The sequence below is a fragment of the Funiculus sociatus GB2-C1 genome (genome assembly GCF_039962115.1).
Lineage (GTDB): Bacteria > Cyanobacteriota > Cyanobacteriia > Cyanobacteriales > FACHB-T130 > Funiculus > Funiculus sociatus.
On the sequence record NZ_JAMPKJ010000058.1, the window covers coordinates 1 to 20,050 of the forward strand.

General features: G+C 46.7%; 26 protein-coding genes and 1 pseudogene. 16 read left to right on the forward strand and 11 right to left on the reverse strand.

What is annotated here, in order from left to right; translation table 11 throughout:
- Positions 1-13: 13 nt before the first annotated feature.
- Positions 14-373 (reverse strand): hypothetical protein, encoded by a 360-nt coding sequence (locus NDI42_RS21920; protein WP_190457880.1) that lies wholly within the window; start codon positions 371-373, stop codon positions 14-16.
- A gap of 22 nt (positions 374-395) precedes the next feature.
- Positions 396-569, reverse strand: coding sequence for a hypothetical protein (locus NDI42_RS21925; protein WP_190457883.1), 174 nt, complete (start codon positions 567-569; stop codon positions 396-398).
- A 263-nt stretch (positions 570-832) separates the two neighbouring features.
- On the opposite strand from NDI42_RS21925, the gene NDI42_RS21930 reads away from it, so the two are divergent.
- From NDI42_RS21930 to NDI42_RS21940, 3 genes are all read left to right on the forward strand, one after another.
- Positions 833-1,039 carry a chlorophyll a-b binding domain-containing protein gene (locus NDI42_RS21930; protein ID WP_190457885.1) on the forward strand — a complete coding sequence of 69 codons (207 nt, stop codon included), beginning with the start codon at positions 833-835 and terminating at the stop codon, positions 1,037-1,039.
- A gap of 99 nt (positions 1,040-1,138) precedes the next feature.
- On the forward strand, positions 1,139-1,594 hold the full coding sequence (locus NDI42_RS21935) for a DUF4383 domain-containing protein (RefSeq protein WP_190457887.1): 456 nt from the start codon (positions 1,139-1,141) through the stop codon (positions 1,592-1,594).
- Between the two features lie 239 nt (positions 1,595-1,833).
- Positions 1,834-2,268 carry a hypothetical protein gene (locus tag NDI42_RS21940; RefSeq protein ID WP_190457889.1) on the forward strand — a complete coding sequence of 145 codons (435 nt, stop codon included), beginning with the start codon at positions 1,834-1,836 and terminating at the stop codon, positions 2,266-2,268.
- Between the two features lie 170 nt (positions 2,269-2,438).
- On the opposite strand, the gene NDI42_RS21945 is transcribed toward NDI42_RS21940, so the two are convergent.
- From NDI42_RS21945 to NDI42_RS21965, 5 genes are all read right to left on the reverse strand, one after another.
- Positions 2,439-2,684, reverse strand: a complete 246-nt coding sequence (locus NDI42_RS21945; protein ID WP_190457891.1) for a hypothetical protein — start codon at positions 2,682-2,684, stop codon at positions 2,439-2,441.
- A gap of 15 nt (positions 2,685-2,699) precedes the next feature.
- Positions 2,700-2,837: a hypothetical protein gene (locus NDI42_RS21950; protein ID WP_190457950.1), complete on the reverse strand. Its 138-nt coding sequence runs from the start codon at positions 2,835-2,837 to the stop codon at positions 2,700-2,702.
- Between the two features lie 35 nt (positions 2,838-2,872).
- The gene (locus tag NDI42_RS21955; RefSeq protein ID WP_190457893.1) at positions 2,873-3,244 is read right to left on the reverse strand and encodes a nuclear transport factor 2 family protein; all 372 of its coding nucleotides are present in this window, start codon (positions 3,242-3,244) and stop codon (positions 2,873-2,875) included.
- A gap of 226 nt (positions 3,245-3,470) precedes the next feature.
- Positions 3,471-3,716 carry a hypothetical protein gene (locus NDI42_RS21960; protein WP_190457895.1) on the reverse strand — a complete coding sequence of 82 codons (246 nt, stop codon included), beginning with the start codon at positions 3,714-3,716 and terminating at the stop codon, positions 3,471-3,473.
- 15 nt (positions 3,717-3,731) lie between these two features.
- The gene (locus NDI42_RS21965; RefSeq protein WP_190457898.1) at positions 3,732-4,265 is read right to left on the reverse strand and encodes an HAD-IIIA family hydrolase; all 534 of its coding nucleotides are present in this window, start codon (positions 4,263-4,265) and stop codon (positions 3,732-3,734) included.
- A 402-nt stretch (positions 4,266-4,667) separates the two neighbouring features.
- On the opposite strand from NDI42_RS21965, the gene NDI42_RS21970 reads away from it, so the two are divergent.
- The 4 genes from NDI42_RS21970 to gorA all read left to right on the forward strand — a co-directional run bounded on the left by NDI42_RS21970 (position 4,668) and on the right by gorA (position 8,886).
- Positions 4,668-5,498 (forward strand): alpha/beta fold hydrolase, encoded by an 831-nt coding sequence (locus tag NDI42_RS21970; RefSeq protein ID WP_206755953.1) that lies wholly within the window; start codon positions 4,668-4,670, stop codon positions 5,496-5,498.
- A 247-nt stretch (positions 5,499-5,745) separates the two neighbouring features.
- A complete protein-coding gene (locus NDI42_RS21975; protein WP_190457902.1) occupies positions 5,746-6,777 on the forward strand; it encodes a hemerythrin domain-containing protein in 1,032 nt (343 codons plus the stop codon).
- 160 nt (positions 6,778-6,937) lie between these two features.
- Positions 6,938-7,288 carry a hypothetical protein gene (locus NDI42_RS21980; RefSeq protein WP_348231522.1) on the forward strand — a complete coding sequence of 117 codons (351 nt, stop codon included), beginning with the start codon at positions 6,938-6,940 and terminating at the stop codon, positions 7,286-7,288.
- Between the two features lie 254 nt (positions 7,289-7,542).
- Complete coding sequence (gorA, locus tag NDI42_RS21985) at positions 7,543-8,886, forward strand: glutathione-disulfide reductase (protein ID WP_190457906.1); 1,344 nt, start codon at positions 7,543-7,545, stop codon at positions 8,884-8,886.
- Positions 8,887-8,888: 2 nt separating this feature from the next.
- On the opposite strand, the gene NDI42_RS21990 is transcribed toward gorA, so the two are convergent.
- The 4 genes from NDI42_RS21990 to NDI42_RS22005 all read right to left on the reverse strand — a co-directional run bounded on the left by NDI42_RS21990 (position 8,889) and on the right by NDI42_RS22005 (position 13,657).
- Complete coding sequence (locus tag NDI42_RS21990; RefSeq protein ID WP_190457908.1) at positions 8,889-9,041, reverse strand: hypothetical protein; 153 nt, start codon at positions 9,039-9,041, stop codon at positions 8,889-8,891.
- The gene (locus NDI42_RS21995; protein ID WP_190457910.1) at positions 8,987-9,136 is read right to left on the reverse strand and encodes a hypothetical protein; all 150 of its coding nucleotides are present in this window, start codon (positions 9,134-9,136) and stop codon (positions 8,987-8,989) included. Before NDI42_RS21995 ends, NDI42_RS21990 begins: the two co-directional genes overlap by 55 nt.
- A gap of 42 nt (positions 9,137-9,178) precedes the next feature.
- A complete protein-coding gene (locus NDI42_RS22000; RefSeq protein ID WP_199311319.1) occupies positions 9,179-12,286 on the reverse strand; it encodes a tetratricopeptide repeat protein in 3,108 nt (1,035 codons plus the stop codon).
- 129 nt (positions 12,287-12,415) lie between these two features.
- On the reverse strand, positions 12,416-13,657 hold the full coding sequence (locus tag NDI42_RS22005) for an ATP-binding protein (protein WP_190457911.1): 1,242 nt from the start codon (positions 13,655-13,657) through the stop codon (positions 12,416-12,418).
- A gap of 180 nt (positions 13,658-13,837) precedes the next feature.
- Here NDI42_RS22005 and NDI42_RS22010 point away from each other — a divergent pair, with 180 nt between their 5' ends.
- From NDI42_RS22010 to NDI42_RS22050, 9 genes and pseudogenes are all read left to right on the forward strand, one after another.
- Complete coding sequence (locus NDI42_RS22010) at positions 13,838-14,173, forward strand: NADH-quinone oxidoreductase subunit K (protein WP_190457913.1); 336 nt, start codon at positions 13,838-13,840, stop codon at positions 14,171-14,173.
- Positions 14,170-15,603, forward strand: coding sequence for a cation:proton antiporter (locus NDI42_RS22015; protein ID WP_190457916.1), 1,434 nt, complete (start codon positions 14,170-14,172; stop codon positions 15,601-15,603). Before NDI42_RS22010 ends, NDI42_RS22015 begins: the two co-directional genes overlap by 4 nt.
- Positions 15,600-15,989, forward strand: coding sequence for a Na+/H+ antiporter subunit E (locus NDI42_RS22020; protein WP_190457918.1), 390 nt, complete (start codon positions 15,600-15,602; stop codon positions 15,987-15,989). The genes NDI42_RS22015 and NDI42_RS22020 overlap by 4 nt, the downstream gene beginning before the upstream one ends.
- Positions 15,986-16,237 (forward strand): hypothetical protein, encoded by a 252-nt coding sequence (locus tag NDI42_RS22025; RefSeq protein ID WP_190457920.1) that lies wholly within the window; start codon positions 15,986-15,988, stop codon positions 16,235-16,237. Before NDI42_RS22020 ends, NDI42_RS22025 begins: the two co-directional genes overlap by 4 nt.
- Positions 16,234-16,512, forward strand: a complete 279-nt coding sequence (locus NDI42_RS22030; RefSeq protein ID WP_190457922.1) for a monovalent cation/H(+) antiporter subunit G — start codon at positions 16,234-16,236, stop codon at positions 16,510-16,512. Before NDI42_RS22025 ends, NDI42_RS22030 begins: the two co-directional genes overlap by 4 nt.
- Positions 16,505-17,092 carry a DUF4040 domain-containing protein gene (locus tag NDI42_RS22035; RefSeq protein WP_190457924.1) on the forward strand — a complete coding sequence of 196 codons (588 nt, stop codon included), beginning with the start codon at positions 16,505-16,507 and terminating at the stop codon, positions 17,090-17,092. Before NDI42_RS22030 ends, NDI42_RS22035 begins: the two co-directional genes overlap by 8 nt.
- Positions 17,089-17,748 carry a Na(+)/H(+) antiporter subunit B gene (locus tag NDI42_RS22040; protein ID WP_190457926.1) on the forward strand — a complete coding sequence of 220 codons (660 nt, stop codon included), beginning with the start codon at positions 17,089-17,091 and terminating at the stop codon, positions 17,746-17,748. The genes NDI42_RS22035 and NDI42_RS22040 overlap by 4 nt, the downstream gene beginning before the upstream one ends.
- A 792-nt stretch (positions 17,749-18,540) precedes the next feature.
- A pseudogene (locus NDI42_RS22045) lies at positions 18,541-18,751 on the forward strand (SulP family inorganic anion transporter); the annotation flags it as partial.
- 138 nt (positions 18,752-18,889) lie between these two features.
- Positions 18,890-20,005 carry a sodium-dependent bicarbonate transport family permease gene (locus tag NDI42_RS22050; RefSeq protein WP_190457928.1) on the forward strand — a complete coding sequence of 372 codons (1,116 nt, stop codon included), beginning with the start codon at positions 18,890-18,892 and terminating at the stop codon, positions 20,003-20,005.
- Positions 20,006-20,050 lie beyond the last annotated feature (45 nt).

Here is a 20,050-nt window from a genome sequence, read left to right on the forward strand (position 1 = left end):
ACTCCGGCTCAGTTCAGCCAATGAGATAAGCAAGGGTTATGAATAACGGGTAGCAATCGCCTTTGTTCAGTCCCCATAGTACCCCAGCGATGACTTTTGCAAGAGGTCTAATGATTCCAGTGGCATCGGCGAGATTGAGCAACGGAGTCAGACCGCCGCGTGCGTCGCCACCTGCGCCGTGCAGCATCACCACCAACGGTGCGGGTCGGGAAGCTTGGTAGTTTTTAGGCACGTAGAGGAGTCCGTCGCGCTTAGTGGAAAGCCCCAATGGTTGCAGACCGCTTGGTGCCGTTCTTGTCGGTGGCATTGGTCGTGCCAGTAAGCGTCCGTTCATAGATGCTTGATCCTGATTCTGTGGTTTATCTGTTCTCATTGATCTAATTCTCTCCATAGAGTTAGTGGTACAGGCTGATCCAATTGCTCCAGTGATGCCTACCAAAAACATTCCCAGTAGGTGCCTTCGCCTTAATCGCAAACCGATGTCGGTTTTCTGCTTCAGCATGATGCCCTTGCTTCTCCTGTTGTGAAAAGTGAATTTTTCTCCCGGCACCAATGAGAGCAAATGACATCTTGCACTAGATAAGCAAAATGTTCTCGATTAGCCATTACACTTCCAATAGATTCTGATGTCAATCTTTGGGAGTAAAAATTCAGGATTTTCTCGCCTTTGTGATCGGTAAATAAGGAGACTTTTTCTTGTGCCGATATTAACAGTTGAGCGTTACAAATCCAATCTTTAGATATAGGTAAAATGCAATCCTAACGACAGACAATACCAGCCAATGTACTCGATAGCATGAAATTGAAGCAACGTCATTGAGAACTATTCATTATGAAGACTTCAACCATCAATACTGCTAAAACTCCTACGGTCGCTCCAGCTTACAACGGTGCGGATCGTAATGCCTGGATTTTTGGCTGGAACCCACAGCAAGAGCTATGGAACGGTCGTCTAGCAATGCTTGGTTTTGTCGCCTATCTTCTTTGGGATCTGGCTGGTTATAGCGTTCTTCGGGATGTACTCCACCTAGTTCGCTAGAAGTTGAATTGTCAGTTACAAGCTGTCTTTTGTTTCTCTAACAGCAGTAAAACACTTGTTTAGTCCACGCCAAAAATTTTTGAAAATCAAAATATTGCTATGCAAACATCAAAATCTTCAGATTCCTCAATTCGTTACAGCGCTCTAGGCTTAGGTCTCCTTTTCTTGTTACTTGGCTTAGCTGGATTTGTCCCTAGTTTTTTCACTGCTTCTGAGAACCTTACCTCCGAACCAGGCTTCGGCTATATATTCGGCGTATTCCCCACCAACTATTTTCATAATGCAATTGGCATTTTAGTGGGTGTTTGGGGAATTGCTGCATTTACTAGCTTAAGCGGAGCAATTGTGTTCAATCGCATCTTCGCTCTCCTCTATGCAGCAGGTGCTATTTTAGGATTGCTGCCCTTTGCAAATACCCTGTTTGGGCTGACACCACTTTTTGGAAATAATATCTGGCTGAATGCCCTTACTGCTGCGATCGCTTTCTACTTCGGATTTGTGAAGTCCGCAGAAATCGGTATGTCGAGTTCATCGAATGCTCAACCTAGCGTGTAACAAGAATACCTTCTCGAAGTAGAGAAAGTATTCTAATGCTTATTCTATGATGCAGAAGTAGTCTCACAAGGACTACTTTTTTTTGCCATCGTTGAACTTTCAGTTTAATCACCCGCATCAGAGGTATTAGGCAGACACAATCAGCTAATTAATTGTTGTGCCGCTAGGTTGCCAGTGAGATGATGCTTTAATCTTATTAGTAAGGAAGTAGGGTTAAGCAGCGTTATATCTTGCCTACAATGGTTTGGAGTAAAGAGAGGATTATTCAAAAGATTTATTGGGCAGTAGACCACTACGGGCATTTCAACCCGCAACAGTACAGCCAAATTGCATCGGTATTGCAAAAGTTGAACAGTGCAGAGGTCTTCGAGATTCTCTACACCGTTTTGACTAATGTTGATCGACCTGCAACAAGATTTGCAGATCAACAATTTGCGGGAAGATTGCTACTTGACCTCGAACCCATGTGTACCCTTGAGCTAACAGACGCAATTCAAGGTTTATTGAAATGCTACAACTTGAGTATTGAGCAAGTTCCTTGGTATTTTGCACAACAGTATGGCAAGCAGGTAGTTCTAGAAATACTTGAAAAACTCAGAACTGAATTGACTTGTAAGCAACAACAGCAAAGTATTGAGAAATGGGAATGGTGGTTACAGGCTTGCAAAGATTAGGTGTTTAATTGATTTTGGAAGCATTGCACGGCACAACAACGCTGTTGCAACGGGCTGGCTTAAGTCCCTGGCATGGTTGTAAAGGTGCTAGCAGCCGCCTCGTTGGGCAGCTTGTTCGTCTTCGGGGCGATCGCTTACATACAGCGAATTTTGCCTTGATGTTGCTGCGCTCATACCTCCTGCTGTGCTTGAATTTCATTCAGCAACATCTCGTCAGAGTAGGATTTTTCCCATTCGCCCTCAAGCTTGAGCCGCACCGACTTTGCGCCACCACTGGGCGTACAAACGACCCAGTAGCTATCCTCCTGTCCTTTAACCTGAGCCGCATCCTGCTTTTCTGCGTTGTTGGAAAGCCCAGAATAAGCTTGAATACACGTCCAGGTAATGCCGTCGCTATCTGTAATCTCTCGTTCCATAACTATCCTCTCTTGTTACCGTGCTTCTGTCAGGTTGGGAGCGATCGCTTCTTGATATTGCTCGATCCACTCCCATGCCCATTGAAAGCGTACACCTACTCGTTGGGCAGCTTGTTCATCTTCCGGGCGATCGCCTACATACATTGGTGACAAGTTAAGCCTTGGTGGCAGTTGTCAAGGGGATTGGATTAAAGAGGAATCACTTGACTGACATGACCTGCTACGATTTGCCAACGGTTCTGTCGCTGTACCCAGACGCGAGTAAAGCGATAGGTTTCTGAGAAAGCTTGATGGTTGTAGATTCCAGCAGCGTCCACTTTGAGAGTGACTACGACGCAATCGCCATAAAGATGGATTTGGCGATCGCTAATATCCAACGAAGTGAACCTAAATATTCCTGAGCGGTGCGCTTCCAGATCGAATTGCTTGTTGACCACATTCCCTGTATGCATCGTCCAAACCAGGTCGTCGGCAATCAGTTCATCCAGCACAGCGATATCACTGGTTAGCATGGCATGCCGTAGTTTTTCTTCGAGGTTTTCAATCGTTATCTTTTCCATTGAAGACTTCTCCTCTACACATTGAGGAAAATTTAGTTTTTACTCTCAAGAGACATTCAGCTTAGCCTTATAAAATCCCCTTGACAAATGCCATACAGGCTTAACTTGTCACCAATGGTCTACATACAGCGAATTTTGCGGAGTGTGTTTGTGTCTGACCATTGCTAGTTGCAATATGCGCGATCGCGGTTTACGGTATTATCCAGACCACTTGATTTTGCTTAGGTCATACCTCCTGCTGTGCTTGAATTTCATTCAGCAACATCTCGTCAGAGTAGGATTTTTCCCATTCACCCTGAAGCTTGAGGCGCACCGACTTTGCGCCACCACTGGGCGTACAAACGACCCAGTAGGTATCCTCTTGTCCTTTAACCTGAGCCGCATCCTGGTTTTCTGCGTTGTTGGAAAGCCCAGAATAGGCTTGAACATACGTCCAGGTAATGCCGTCGCTATCTGTAATCTCTCGTTCCATGAGTATTCTCTCTTGTTACCGTGCTTCTGTCAGGTTGGGAGCGATCGCTTCTTGATGTTGCTCGATCCAGTCCCATGCCCATTGAAAGCGTACACCTACTCGTTGGGCAGCTTGTTCATCTTCCGGGCGATCGCCTACATACAAGGAATTTTGCGGAGTATGCTTGTGTCTGATCATTGCTAATTGCAACATACCCGATTGCGGTTTCCGGTACTGTCCAGACCACTTGGTTTGGCTGTGGTTATGAACATTGTGATGAGTAACACGGAAACATTTTCTGCCCTCAAAGTCTGGGCAGAAGTAAATTTCTCTCAATGGGAATAACTCAAGCGTGTATTGCTGTTCCTTGATGCACTCTTGCATAGACTTATGACCAGCGGCAACTCCACCTTGGTTCGTGATGCCAACAATAATCCAATAGTCTTTGTAGGTGCGAAGAGCAATATCAGCACCTTCAATAATGCGTTGATCTTTGGGATGTTGGAAGTGTTGCTTTCCGCTGAGTGGTTCGCGGAGTGTGCCGTCTAGGTCTATTAGTAATAAGCTCATCGTTCCTTGATGACATTCCCTGTTTTATCAACATCCTAAACTGCGCTCCATTGCTTCTCCTCTAGCTAATGGTATGCACTGCTGAGGCGCTCGACCTATCAACCTATCTTCCTAATGATTAGACTATTAATTTAATGTGTAATTCAAAATACAAATAATGGAGAAACTATTTTGTTGTAATCATATAAACGGTGACATTAGCACATTTTATCACCTACGAATTATCTGAAAATATTTTTAAAATCATCCCAAAGATGAAGGTAGGCATCGATTAGGTGCTATAGGGTTAACTTAAGCTGGCGGAAGATGTGCGGCACAAGCTGGAATTAGTGCTGGTTGATTCCGCTGACGAAGTATTGACAGCAACCCCGTCACCCGCAAAGCAAACGGAAGTGATGTTGGTTGGCTAAATCCTTTGAGCAAGGGGACTGTTTAGTGAATTGGGACTTGAGCGAAAAGCAAATCGATTTAGAAGACTACAGGACGACTTATTTAGAGGGGGGAGAGACATCAAACTCAGCTCCCATCCTGTTTTTGCATGGCTGGACAATTTCCACTGCACCCTACCGCGAAAGCTTAAAATTTCTGTGCCAACGGTATCGCGCGATCGCGCCCGATCTACCGGGTTTTGGAAAATGCACTCATCCGAAATGCCCCCGCGATTCCGCTAGCTATGTCAATTGCATCGTTTCGTTTCTACAAGCATTAAACATTCAAAAAGTCCATGCGATCGGACACTCAGGGGGAGGATCTATAGCGATCGCCCTAGCCGCCACAAGACCATCTTTGGTAAGTAGCCTCATCATCTCAGACAGCACGGGAATTCCGCTCGGCACATTACCCAAGGTTGCGCTTGGGAGATCGATTGACATGGTGATGCAAACTCCAAAAGTAAGAGTTATCCCGATGCTGCGATTTTACCGAGCTTTGCTTCACAACTGGGTATTTAATACTCAGAACATGATTCAATGCACGCGGCTTGCACTCAACGAGGATTTACGACCGCTCTTACCACAGATTAAATCTCCGGCTTTGGTTTTGTGGGGAGGAAGCGATCGCTTTATTCCCCTGCAATTAGCTTATGAGTTTTCACAAGGCATTCCAGGTGCTAGGCTAATCGCTGCTCAAGGAGAACATCATGAATGGGCGATGTTTCGTCCAGAAATATTTGTACCAACTATCTTTGATTTTTTAAGTGAAGTTGAGGAAATGGAAAGTCTTGGGATTACTTGAAAAATAGTTCTTTCAATCGAGATTATTCAATAAATGGTGGAATCTAAGCTGTAGTGATAGTAACAACCAGGCTTAACCCAAAACTATTCCTTCGGTCAAGGTAAGACAGGCTCTAAGGATGAAGCTGTAATTTTGAATACTTTTTAGCTTTAAGACTAAGAGATTCTTCCGGAGAAGGAGCTTGCCAAATGCAATATTACGACGTTGTAACTATTGGGGCAGGTCATAACGCAAAGGAGTAATGAAAATGGTATCGACTCTGAATGACACCAAGCGCCTTGCAATTGCCAGAAAGCTGGCAGAGATGAAAGCGCTACAAAATTTGCTGATTAGTAACGAGGAGAAATTAATTCAGGATTGTACTGATGATGATATTCGCAAGCGCCTACAGGATATGGTCGAAAGCGATCGCAAAAACCTGGGTGTTATCGATACTGCAATCGTTCAGTACGGTGTCCAGAGTGAGCTTAAGGAAACAACCCAGAAGCTCATAGGCGAAGTTCAGAAACTAATGGAAGGCTCTGAGCTAACTTTGTTTGAAAAAGTATTTGAGCAAGAATTGCTCAAGCACAAGCAAACCATGACTGGACTGCTAATCCACAAAGCTGCTCAAGTTGTTGGTGCTGATATTAAAGCTGCTATAACGCCTTTAAATGCAGTTAACTTTGAAAACCGCGCTCATCAAGAGCAACTGAAAGGGATTCTAGAGATTCTGGGGGTTCGCGAACTCACAGGACAAGACGCAAAGCAGGGACTGTGGGCGCGGGTTGAAGATGCGGTTGCAGCCTTAACAGGCGTTGCTGGTAGTGTGGTGACGCGCACCGATGATGAGATGAGTATTCGCGACCTCCTCCGCATGGATCATACTAAAGCCGATACCTTATTCGCGGAAATTTTAGGTGCTGACGATCCTCAAAAAATTCAAGAGTATTTTGGACAACTGTACAAAGATATAAAAGTTCATGGTACAGCCGAAGAACAAGTTCTCTACCCGGCAATTCGTCCGTATTACGAACATACGCAGGAAATATACGAGCAAACCGATGAAGTGATGGAGATGTTAGATGAAATTAAGCCTCTAGATCCTGCTTCATCTGAGTTTAAAGCCAAAATTGAGCAGTTAAGAACTGCGACGCGAAATCACATAAATCAAGAAGAAAAAGATATATTCACCCTAATCAAAGAAAACTTTAGCCACGAGCAGCAGAAGCAAGTGGCTAGGGAGTTGAAAGCTGTTAAAAGCCAACTGCAAGACCAGATGGCTGCTGCCAATCCTTAATAGCAAGCCAATCAAGAACAAAGTCGATAGCTAAAGAAAACTTAGCTATACTTTGACAATTTCAACCATCAAGTAAATTCTTTTTATCAAAAACATTTTCGGGCTTTGTGCAACTATGAATAATCCAACAACGTGGAAGTATATATTTCAACTCAAAGCTGTGATCAATTGGATCGAATCTCTAGCTTTACTGTTTGCCGACCGATGGATTCGTGAGTTGATTGGTGAGAAACCCCTCACGAATCCTGAGTATTTACAACTGTTTCTCGTATTGGTAATTGTGATCGGAATTGGCTATTGGTGGGTCAGTCAGGACATTTCCCGCAATCATGAAATTGTAAAACTTGGAATTTTCGCGCAATATTCTGTCTTCGGTGTGCTGGCTTATCAAACTTTGATAGGCAATGTTCACCCACTTTATCTAATTCCAGGTGTCATTGACCTGATTTTTGCGATTCTCTTCAGTGTATTTCTATACTCTTACGCTCAGAATAAACCAGCGTTGGAGTGAATATTCAGAAGGGCTAACAAGAAACTTTCTATTCAGGCTTAGAGGTGATTGAACCTTAGAGGATGTCCCAGAAGTGTCACAATTTTTGATCCCCCCAGCTCCCCTTTCCAGGGGGGAGAATCAAGTCTTAGTCCCCTTGAGAAGGGGGATTTAGGGGGATCTCCACCCTAGAAGCGTCTCGATTATGACTTTTCGGACATCCTCTTAGAAACAAACCTTTAGCATAAGTTCGGTAAATATAAGCCGATTGAGTTATGAAATTTGATTATGACCTTCTTGTAATTGGTGCGGGGCCCGGAGGACTTGCTGCTTCCGAACGGGCGGCTGGCTATGGCGCTCGTGTTGCGATCGCAGAACAGGATTCAGTCGGCGGTACTTGTGTCATCCGAGGCTGTATTCCTGAAAAACTAATGTCCTTTGCTGCTGAGTTCTCTGATGATTCTCAAGTTGCAGCAGGCTATGGCTGGAATCAAGCCGAATCCGCCTTTGATTGGCAGCAATTCATTGCGGCTAAGGAGCGGGAAATCCACCGTCTGAGCCAAGTACACAATCAAAAACTTGAGAAAGCAGGAGTCGCGCTGATTAAGGGGAAAGCCGCCTTTATCGATGCTCATACCTTAGAGGTTGCTGGGCGCAAAATTACTGCTGACAAAATTTTGATTGCGGTGGGAGCAAAAGACGTAAAACCAGAGATACCGGGAAGTGAAAATACCATCACTTCGAGCCAACTCTTTAGTCTGAAGCAGCAACCCAAGCATATTGCAGTCATTGGTGGTAACTATATTCCTGTGAAATTAGCGGGTATCCTGAACAACCTCGGCTGTCAAGTTACTCAGGTATTTCTGGAAGACCATATCTTATCTGCTTTTGAGGAAGATATTGCCTTAGCCGTGCAAGAAGGGATGACCAAGCGAGGGATTCAGATTCTCGAAAACACTGCGGTAAAAGAAATTAAACGGGTGGGAGATGAGCTGGATTTGATACTGTCAGGAAAAAACGCAAACACATTGAGCGTGGATACTGTCCTGTTTGCTCTATGTCGTACCCCTAATAACAGTGGCTTGGATCTGGAGAAAGCTGGTATTCAGCTCCAAAGAGGTGCAATTGTGGTGGATGAGTACAACCGAACGACACAAGCGAATATTTTTGCAGTTGGGGACTGTATCAATCGAATTAATTTTACTCCAGTTGCGATCGCTCAAGGTCGCGCTTTTGCTGATACTCAATTTGGCAACAACCCCCGCACGGTTTGCTATGAATATGTTCCATCAACCGTTAGTTCTCAGCCACAGGCGGCTACGGTTGGCTTCAGTGAAGCCGAAGCCCGTGAAAAACTGGGTGACTCTGTGCGATGCTATTGCTCCAAGTTTCGTCCCCTTTTACACAGTCTGACTAACCGGGATGAGAAAACCCTAATCAAGTTAGTTGTTGATAGTCGCTCAGATCGGGTGCTAGGCGCTCACATGGTGGGTGAGGGGGCGATAGAGATTATTCAATGTCTGGCTTTAGCCCTCCGCGTAGGCGCAACCAAGAAACATTTCGATGAAACCATCGGCATTCATCCTTCAATTGCCGAAGAGTTTCTCACTCTGCGTTAATCTCACTGATCTACTTTTAGTTCTATTTGTGCTGCAATCGGGCGATCGCTATTATTGTATCCGCCAACCCGAAACTGCGATCGCTTCCCTTCAAAGAGTGTTAGACAAAATGCGATCGCTCTTTTCGTTGCTGAAGAGAGGAGATGCGATCGCATTCAGGCAAATCCCACTGTTGAGATTCCAACCAGAGTTTGAAAAACGCTTCACCAACCAGTTGTCGTAGTTCTAACCTGATGATGGGGATGTGCATTAGCTGCTGTGTTAATCTTCTCAATCCTTTTCAATAAGGGGCTTATACTTTACCAAAACCTTTGGGCTTTTTCTTAGAATTGCATTTCTTGGCTTTCTGATTAAAATTGGGGAAGTTTCTTGCTGTGGAGTTGAGGTCATTGGGGAGCATTGCAAGAGCGTTCCGAGAGTTAATAGTGTGAGGATGATCTAACCCTAACCGTTCCTGACGAATTTCTAAAGCTTGTAACAACAGAGGTTCCGCTTTGTTAAAGCGTTTCTGCATAAAATAGAGCATAGCAAGATTGTGTAGGTCAGTAGCTACCTCATCATGGTTATCTCCTAGTAAGCGTTTGTCGATTTCCAAAGCTTGCATAGACAGGGGTTCGGCATCCTTGTAGCGACCTTGCTTTAGATGGAGTCCAGCCAGATTATTCAGGCTAGCGGCTATATCCCGATGGTTTTCTCCTAGCCAGCGTCGTTTCAGTTCCAAAGCTTGCATATACAAGGGTTCAGCTTCCTGATAACGACCCTGAGCTTCGTGGATCATTGCTAGGTTATTCAGGGTAGTTGCGACATCGGGATGGTCATCTCCCGGCAAACTTTGGTAAATTTTCAAAGCTTGTAGACACAATCGTTCCGCCTTTCTATAACGCTTCTGAGCATAGTAGAGCAATGCCAGGTTATTCAAGCTTTGACCTACATTCGGATGGGTTTTTCCCAGCAAGCGTTGTCTCAATTCCAAGGCTTGCTGGTGCTGGTGTTCAGCCTCGCTGTATCGACCCTGAGCATGATAGAGTTCTGCCAGATTGTTGAGGCAAAATGCTACATCGGGGTGATCTTCTCCAAGAATGCATTTTTGCAGCTTCAGGGTTTGCAGATATAGGGATTCCGCCTCGCTGTAATCACCCTGAGCTGCGTAGAGGAGTCCCAGGTTATTCATCAGAGTAGTTAACTCAACTGCTGCGTTCGGATCTTTTGCTCCTAACAAGCGTTCTTGAAGTCCAAAGGCTTTCAAATACAAAGGTTTTGCTTCACTGTAACGACCCTGAGCCTCGTAGATCAGCGCCAGCTTGCTCAAGCTACTAGCTAAGCTGCTTAAGGCAGTAGTCAGATCGTCTTTTTTGTGAAAGCGTTTACAGAGTCCTAAGGCTTCTAAACCTCGGAGTTCAGCTTCATTGTAACGACCTTGAAAATAGTAGATCGATGCCAAAGTATTTAGGTATGTAACTATGGTCGAACAGTCTTCTTCAGGCGGCTGTTGAGCCAGTTTCAAGGCTTCTAGACATCGAAGTTCAGCTTCCCTGTAGAGTCCCTGACGGCAGTATAGTTTTGCTAAATTATGCTGGCTGATTGCCACATAGGAATGATCTGAGCCGAAGCAACTTTGAGTTATACTCAAGCACTGCTTGAACCAGGGTTCGGCTTGCTCATATAATCCTTGAGCTTTGTAGAACTGACCTAATCCCGTAAAAGCTATGATTAAAACCTTATTGTTGAAGTCCCTACAGTCTTTATATTTGCCTAGCTCTGCCATATGGGGTACGGCAGGGGCAAGTTCCTGAAGCCGCTGACGGGTTGGTGATTCTGAAATTTGCTTTGCTACTGCCACTATTGCCGCTAGGAACCCTTGTTTTAAATCATTCACCTGCGCCGACTGTTCTCGCTTGTCTCGCAAAAATTCTCGAATCAACTGATGCAGGCGGTAGGTTTCCTCTCCTGTGCGCTGTAGCAGGTTGAAACGCACTAAATCAGCTCTGGCTTCTTCCAGAATGTCTAGCTCAATCTCCTCATTTTCCGAGGAAGGCATATTGCTGTATGCCTGTTTCACCAAATCCCAAGGAATATCAGCCGAGGCAAACAAACTTAGTAAACAGCCCAAAAATTGAGCATCTTCATCTAATCGTTCCCAACTCAACTCAAAGGCATCAGCTACCCCCAATCGCGCAGTCATTGTGGAGTCAGCTTCGAGAACCGATCTGTGTCTGAGCCGCTTTTTCTCCAGTCGAGACAGCATTGCCTTAAGCGACAAATCTGGGTCACGTTCCAGATAGCGCCCAACTAACTCCAACCCCAAGGGCAAATAGTCCAGCCATTGACAGAGTTGCTCAGCAATATCTGATTCCTGTTGAATGCGTTGAACACCAACCAGCGACGTTAATAAATCCAGTGCTGCTTCTGGCTGCAATTTATCAAGCGGTAAGTGTTCCACAGGTCGCCCCAACTCTTCCCGCGTTGTGAGCAACACCTTAAACCGGGATGATTCCGGCGGTTTATAAGGATTTACCTGCTGTCTGTAGTTGGTGACATCATCGATAACTATCAGCCAGTCTCCCTTTTGCCAATTTCGCCAGCAGTAGTTCAACTGAGTTGGTAAATCCCAATCTTCCGGGGGGTTCAGGTTTAAGAGACTACGGGCAAAATTAACCACTTGAATCCCAACGTCGCCATCTCTGGCATCAACCCAGCAAACACCACCTGCGCCATCACCGAAACCCTGTAAATGGTGCCGCGCATATTGAATCGCCAGTTCCGTTTTGCCAACGCCGCCCATGCCTACAATTGCGGCAATTGTCAGCTTATTCTGTTGTTCTCCTCCCTGGATAAGAACAGCAGGGGGAGTCAACAACTGATGTAGCCTTTCAAGTTCGCGATCGCGCCCGAACAACTGCACTGCACCACTGGGAGGAATATTCTCGTGATAATTACCCCTGTGTTCATCAACAGCACTATTTCCAGGGAAGAGAAAATTCAGAGCAGCATATCGTTGCGGTAACTCTTCCAACTTCACCCGATTTACTGGTTCCTCAATCTGAAGCGTAGTGTCGTAAATCCAGAATTCATCGAAGTTGCAGAGGACAACATATCGAGGCTGGGGTATTAACTTGTCCCAATATTCAAAAACTTGTTGATGGTGTTTCTCAAGCTTCTCGCCACGACTCTTCATTTCCAGTAGAAGCCGTGGACGCCATACTAAGTCTGCAAATTTTGTGTGCTGCCCTGATGACTTAACCCTAAACTGAGTCTGTGCTCCCGCCTCCCTGCATCCCTTATGCCCAAAAGCTTTGAAGAGGGCTTCGTAGAAGAACTGGTCTTCACCCTTTTCATCACCTTTGAGGGTATGACGGACATAGTTGACGAAGTTTTTGATTTTGCCCAGTGTATCGGTCATTGAACTACTTGAGGCTTGCCCCTCGCTAACCGTGAGCTGTTATGTGATTAGTATTTGATACAGACTAGCGTAGTTGAAATGAATAGATAGCCCTTAAGAGATCGCTCTCCGCTCTCGCAGAGCTTGGTATCAACTCAGGCGCTGGCGAAGCCACAACGCAAATAGAGGTAGAGCCAATCGGTAGCCTTGCTCAGAACCGTAAATCAAGCCTTTGTGCTGCAATCCCGCGATCGCACCTTGGAGACTGCCCCCTCTAGACAGGTAATGCTTGTGAATGTAATCGCGACTTTGTGGCTTGTCAGTAGGGTCTAACGCCAGAGACTCCAACAGATGCGCCTGATTCGCTGGAAGCAGCATCAGTAATGACTCGAAGACCATCGATAGGTCAGCTAGCAGTTCTTGGATTGCCTGCTGGACGTGCCAATCGCGAATTAACCCGTCAGAAACTCGTACCGACTTTAGGCGTCGCACCAGTGCCGAAGCATCGCCTAAGTGTCCCTGCACCGCATTGACAAACAGTTCCAGCGCTTGCGATCGCGGATCGAATGTCAACCCTTCGCCATGCAAAACTTCCTGAACCCAAGCAGCAACAACATCATTAGCTAAGGGAGCCAGCTTCACGATTTCCAAATGATTCCCCGGTTCATCCGCATGAAGACTGATTTCTGCAATCGTTGCCACCAGTACATAACTCACCTGAGTCTGGCGCTCGATTTCTTTTCGCAAAAATGTTTCCCACACCCCATTGCGATCCCAAGAGCGGATATGGGGAAAGCTTTCCAAAATCAGCACCACCCGTCCGCCGGAAGATTCGGCTAACCCTTGCAGGAGATCGAGTAATACCTCAAATGCGCTCCATTGCAGCTCTTGGCTCTCTACCCGAACGGGTTTCAGCCGCTCTCTGCCATTTCCTTCGTCTTTCAGGACAAATAATTCAGCGGCCTTGCGTTCAATCCATTCTCTGATGAAAGCTTGAGCCGTTGTACTTTGAAACGTCTGGTCTATGCTCTCGCACAGCAGTTGCACGAAGCGCTGACCATCAGTAACCCGGATGCAGTCAACCTCTAGGATTTTAACTCCAACTTCCTGAGCCGCCCGCCGTACCAGAGTCCGCCGTCCGCTTCCCGGCACTCCAGCAATTAGCAAGTCGCCATCACGGGCTAAAACTTGGGTAATTCGCTGGAATTGCGCTTGCCGCCCCACCAATTGAAACGGTGCTGATAAATCCACAAGATTCACGGCTTTAGCTTCCCGATCCCAAGTGTAGAAACCTTCCGGCGGCACGCCTTGACTCGTTGGCAAGCCGCCAACTGTATCGGTGGGCGAGCCAGGGCTGAGGTTAAGCATTGATTTGCCAATCGATTCTCTCATCCGGCTATTGCTGCGTGTTTTATCCTACCCGATCTCAAGCTCAAACCAACAAGTTAGTGTGGCATGAGTCTATAGTTTACCCTGGCACTTTTCAATAGTGTTAATGTTCTTTAGCACTATTGAAAAGTGCTATATATGTTTTAGCACCATTTGACAGGCATTTACTCATAGGCAATTCCCGTGTTAGAAGCATTCGTCTTCGCAACAATATTCTGCGGATTTTTCGGCATCATCCTTAAAAAAAACCTGGTTATGAAGATCATCTCTATGGATGTCATGAGTACGGGGGTTATCGCCTATTACGTACTGGTTGCATCGCGAGATGGTTTATTCACACCCATTATTTCAGACGGCACAAATGTCACTTACTCTGATCCGGTTCCCCAGGCGGTGATATTGACGGGGATTGTGATCGGCTTTTCAATTCAGTGCGTAATGCTGGTCGGTGTCATGAAGCTGGCACGGGATAATCCGACATTGGAAAGCAACGAGATCGAGAAGAGCAATACGCCATGACTACCATTACCATCGCATGGATCGCACTACCGTTTTTTTTGGGCTTCACCATTTATCTGTTACCCAAGCTTGACAGAATTCTCGCATTGTGCGTGGCTTTTGTTTCGGCTGGATATGCGTTGCAGCTATTTGTCGAACAGTCGCCCCTGACACTACAGTTACTAGATCATTTCGGCGTCACATTAATCGTCGATCAGTTAAGCGGCTATTTTATATTGACAAATGCGCTAGTAACAGCCGCAGTCATCCTCTACTGTTGGCACAGCGATAAAACTGCTTTTTTCTATGCACAAGCCATCATTCTGCATGGCAGCATCAATGCCGCGTTTGCCTGTGCGGACTTTATCAGTTTATACGTGGCGCTAGAGGTGAGCGGGATTGCCGCGTTTCTCTTGATTGCCTATCCCCGCACCGATCGCTCGATTTGGGTGGCCTTGCGGTATCTCTTTATCAGCAACACGGCGATGCTGTTTTATCTGGTGGGTGCGGTGCTTGCCTATCAGACAAATCATTCGTTTAGTTTTGCAAGTTTGCGCGGCGCACCGCCGGAGGCGCTTGCCCTGATCTTTCTGGGACTCTTGGTTAAGGGGGGAATTTTTGTATCGGGATTGTGGTTGCCATTGACCCACTCCGAATCGGAGACGCCAGTATCGGCGATGCTGTCGGGAGTTGTGGTCAAAGCTGGAGTCTATCCGCTAGTGCGTTGTGCGCTAATGGTGGATGAACTCGATCCACTCATCCGGATTTTCGGAGTTGGGACAGCGCTACTGGGCGTGTTCTATGCTGTCTTTGAAAAGGATGCCAAGCGGATGCTGGCGTTTCATACGGTTTCGCAGTTAGGCTTTATCCTCGCTGCCCCAGTCGTAGGTGGCTTTTATGCACTGACTCACGGCTTGGTCAAATCGGCACTCTTCCTGATTGCGGGTGCTTTACCGAGCCGCAACTTCAAAGAGTTGCAACACAAGCCGCTCAGTACAACGCTTTGGATTGCTCTGGTTATTGCCAGCTTCTCGATCTCAGGCTTTCCCTTGTTGTCTGGCTTTGGGGCGAAGGTGTTGACGACGAAAAATTTACTGCCCTGGCAAGCGATCGCTATGAATGTTGCAGCTTTGGGAACAGCAATCTCGTTTGCCAAATTCATATTCTTGCCGCATAAAGCGGACGGCGAGGAGGTAGTAAAGCCCGGTTTCTGGCCAGCGGCGATTCTGCTGCTCGGTAGTCTATTTATAGCAAACATTGCCTATTACGAAGCTTATACCCTTAAGAATATCGTCAAACCCCTGGCAACCATTGGTCTGGGTTGGTTGGCGTATCTTTTGATTTTTAAACACTCCGTACTCAAGCTGCCCCGTGTTGTGGAGCAATTTGAGCATCTGATCGGTGGAATGAGTCTAATGTTGCTCCTGCTCTTCTGGATGGTAATGGCATGATTGGACATCTGAATCTGATATTGCGACTAGCTATCTGGTTTTTGCTCACCGCCAATCTGAGTGTGGCAAATATCATCATCGGCGTCAGCGTCGCACTCCTATTACCGGGACGCCCTAAAACCCCGGAAGCATTAAACGATTGGCTGCGGGCGCTATGGGAAACCCTCGTGGCGATTCCGCAGGCATATATGGAAGCCTTTGAAATGATCGTCCGTCCCCATAGTTACGAAGATGTGACGATGGAACGAGTCAAACCCGGACGGACATCCGGACTCATCTTCCTGGATATATTTCTGATCACCTTTACGCCCAAGACCATTGTCTTGAAGTACCACGAAAATGGCTGGTACGAAGTCCACTGGGTGCGACGGAGGAAAAAGGCATGAACTTGATACTGATGGCAATGATTCTGGCTCTGCTCATACCCATGTACGAGGCTTGGCAAGATGATGATATTTGGCAAAAAATGTTGGCATTTTCAAGTATTGCCAGCAAAACATCAATCATGATTCTGGTTGTATCCGTCTTACGGGATGATTGGATGCTGGGTGTTACAGGGGTAATCATCCTGAGCGTAGGTAATGCCGGATTAATGTTGTTGGCACAAGTCCTTAAACGAATCAATGAACTATGATCAACGCCCTTAGTTATACCTGCATAGGTATAGGAATTTTCTTCTGGTTTTGGGGAACCTTTCCCCTGATCGGTCACCGATCGGTATTATTCAAGCTGCATACTCTTTCGGTTGCAGATACGCTAGGGAGCATGATCATCATCGTCGGACTGCTCCTGAAGATACCCCGCGAATGGCCGCTGCTCGTCCTTGGCATCATCACCTTGGCAATCTGGAATACTGTGCTGGGGTATGTGTTGGCATATTGTTCCAGTAGTGGAGGTAGCCATGAATGATAGCTATATCTATGTCATAACTGCCCTGCTGCCGTTGTCCGCGTTGATGCTGCTACTTCAGACCAATCCATACAATGCTCTGGTAGTGCAGGGAATACTGGGAGCAGTGGCAGCATTGGTATTTGCGGTTTTGGGGGCGGCGGATGTGGCTTTGACCCAAGCGTTGATGGGTACCTTGCTGGCGATTACGCTTTATGCGATCGCGGTGCGTTCATCGCTGGTGATGCGTCTTGGTGTACTTGAAGATGGGGCAATTGAGACAGATGACGAGTCCCATTTTGGGCAGCTGATGGATGACTTAAGAACAATTTTTGGCAAACACTATATGCGTCTTGAGGTAGTCCCGTATACGAATACGCAGGCTTTGCACCGAGCGTTGATGGAGAAAGAAGTCCATGCAACCTGTGCCAGAGGAGAGTACGATAACAAAGACTCCGTAGCGACTGAGGACGAAAAGCAACCCTATCGCACCACAACTAGGGTTCAACGCCTCTATGACATCATGCGAACCGAACTTTCATCACCAGCGACAAGCCTAACCTATGTAAAGGCACCAGATTCAGGGGAGGAACATAAATGAAATGGGTCTACATTGCAGCGGGGATAGCGCTGTTTGTCAAATTTCTGATCATACCCAATCCGGTACCGGACTTATCGCTCTCGATCGTCCAAACGCTTGTACAAGAAAGTGGAGTACCTAATGCAGTTACGGCCGTCATCCTCAGGAATCGGCTCTATGACACGATCTTTGAAGTGGTGGTATTTACGATCGCGGTAATGGGTGCTAAGTTTCTGCTGGCTGATGAAAGGCCGTTCTGCACGGTCTATCAGTTTACCGATCAACCATCGATTGTTATGGCGCGTCTGGGAGCAACAATTGCCGCGTTGGTGGGCATCGAACTGGCGATTCGGGGGCATCTGAGTCCCGGCGGTGGTTTTGCAGCTGGAGTGGCAGGCGGAACCGCGATCGGCCTTGTGGCGATTACCTCATCAACCGAGTGGATGCAGGAAATCTACAAGCGCTGGCACGCCGCTATATGGGAGAAGGTTTCAGTTCTAATTTTCATTGTTTTGTCGGTTATCACTCTAGTCGGATTAGAATTACCGCACGGAGAGTTGGGCGCACTTTTTAGCGGCGGGGTTATCCCCCTGCTGAACATCTTAGTCGCAGTAAAAGTTGCTTTGGGTTCTTGGGCAGCTATTTTGGTGTTTATTCATTATCGGGGATTGTTGTGAGGGGAATTAACATCCAGCAATTATCATTTTGAACAAAATAGTGAGTGCAGACCCTCCTCACTCTCATCTCCAACCATCATTTTAAATTTGGGTGGGAGTGAGCTTTGCAGAAACAAAGTGCAGCAACTGCAAAATATTTACTTATTTATTCAGCGCATCTTTACAGAGAATTAGGACGAGTATCAGTTGATGCTGTAAAAGTTGGAGATTATTAGTAACCGCTTCAGCGGCTACATTACTGGCGTCACCCTTTTTGATTAATCTTTCTTATAGGGCTGATTTTTCTTGATCGCTTACTGCTGTTATAGTTTTCAGCAAAGCAGCTTTACCTATATTAATAATGTGTTGGTCTGATAAGAGAAATATATAACTAGAAAAGGTTATGTAGAAATGATGCATTTAGTACGAAATTGCGCTATTGGAGATTAAGATCATTCCCTGCAAAGATGACGGGAATTTCACATCATTAATCATCACCCAGTACACCGCTCTCTATACAGAAAATCATCAACCGATGATTTGGTGGCTCTAATCTATAGGAAAGCTAAGATTTTTCAATAGATAATAGGCTTCTTTCTTGATTAAAGAAGGACTATTTAGGGTAAATTAAAAAACATTGAAGAATTAAATCATTTACAAGGTTTGAATCTCTAAGGACATAGAGGCAGATATTTATTTAAACCTGCTCGGTTCTACGACTGCTAATTCCATTGAAAAGGCAAAATTTTTACCTTGCGATCGCTCAATTGTTCAAATCCAGGACTGTCCTACTATTCTGCCTGTCACTGTTCCATGTCAATTACCAATCGTATTCGTTTTAACAACCTGCGGGGCAATATCTTCGGCGGTATCACGACTGGCGTTGTCTCATTACCCCTGGCTCTGATCTTTGGGGATGGGCGCCCTCGGCGTACTCTATGGGGCAGTTTGTGGTGGCTTTTTTGTCGCCCTGTTTGGCGGTATCCCAACGTTGATCTCTGAACCGACCGGGGCAATGACCGTAAGCCTTGTCGATAGGTTCTCGTGCAACACCTGTGTTGTAGGGGTGAAGCGCCTCACTCTTACTCTCTTTAACTCTTTAAAGTTCATTTAGTTCATTTATTGCAATACTCCTCGTCAGAGGAGGCATAAGGAGGTATTCGTGGATTTTTTGTCCTTGTTTTTAATGGACTTCGTTAAGCAGTTGCAGTCCCCAACACTCGGGTTTTTGATTGGTGGTATGGTCATTGCCGCCCTTGGTAGCGAATTGGTAATTCCAGAGGCGATTAATCAGATCATCGTCTTCATGCTGCTCATGAAAATCGGTCTGACCGGTGGTCAGGCGATCCGCAATTCCAACCTAACGGAGATGGTGTTACCTGCAGCGTTTGCTGTAGCAGTAGGGATTCTTGTTGTATTCATCGCACGCTATACGTTAGCCAAGCTGCCGAAGGTCAACACCGTGGATGCGATTGCGACCGGGGGGTTGTTTGGTGCTGTGAGTGGCTCTACCATGGCTGCCGCCCTGACGCTACTGGAAGAACAAAAAATGCCATACGAGGCATGGGCTGCCGCACTCTATCCCTTCATGGATATCCCAGCGCTCGTAACGGCGATTGTGGTGGCCAACATTTATCTCAACCACAAGAAGAAGCGTAGTGCAGCAGGCGAGTCTCTCAGCAAGCAGACCGTTGCAGCAGGCGATTATCCCGATCAGCAGGATTATCCCAGAAGCCGGCAAGAGTATCTCCGCAAGCAGCAGTCTGCGGATAATCGGGTCAAAATATGGCCGATCGTGAAGGAAAGCCTCCAGGGTCCTGCCCTATCGGCAATGTTGCTCGGCATTGCTCTTGGCCTGTTCACCCAGCCGGAAAGTGTCTATAAAAGCTTCTACGACCCCCTCTTCCGCGGCTTGCTTTCGATCTTGATGCTGGTCATGGGTATGGAGGCTTGGTCAAGACTTGGCGAACTACGTAAGGTGGCCCAGTGGTACGTCGTGTATAGCGTAGTGGCACCGCTGTTGCATGGGTTTATCGCCTTCGGTCTCGGCATGATTGCCCACTACGCCACGGGATTCAGCCTGGGCGGTGTTGTGATCCTGGCCGTCATCGCCGCCTCCAGTTCAGACATCTCAGGTCCCCCCACGTTGCGAGCCGGGATTCCGTCGGCCAATCCCTCTGCCTACATCGGCGCATCCACAGCCATCGGTACACCCATTGCGATCGGCTTGGCAATACCGCTCTTCCTCGGGCTTGCCCAGGCGATAGGCGGCAGCTAATCCCAGACGGGTCGCGGTCTGTCGGCTCTCCCTTGACCCGGCAGA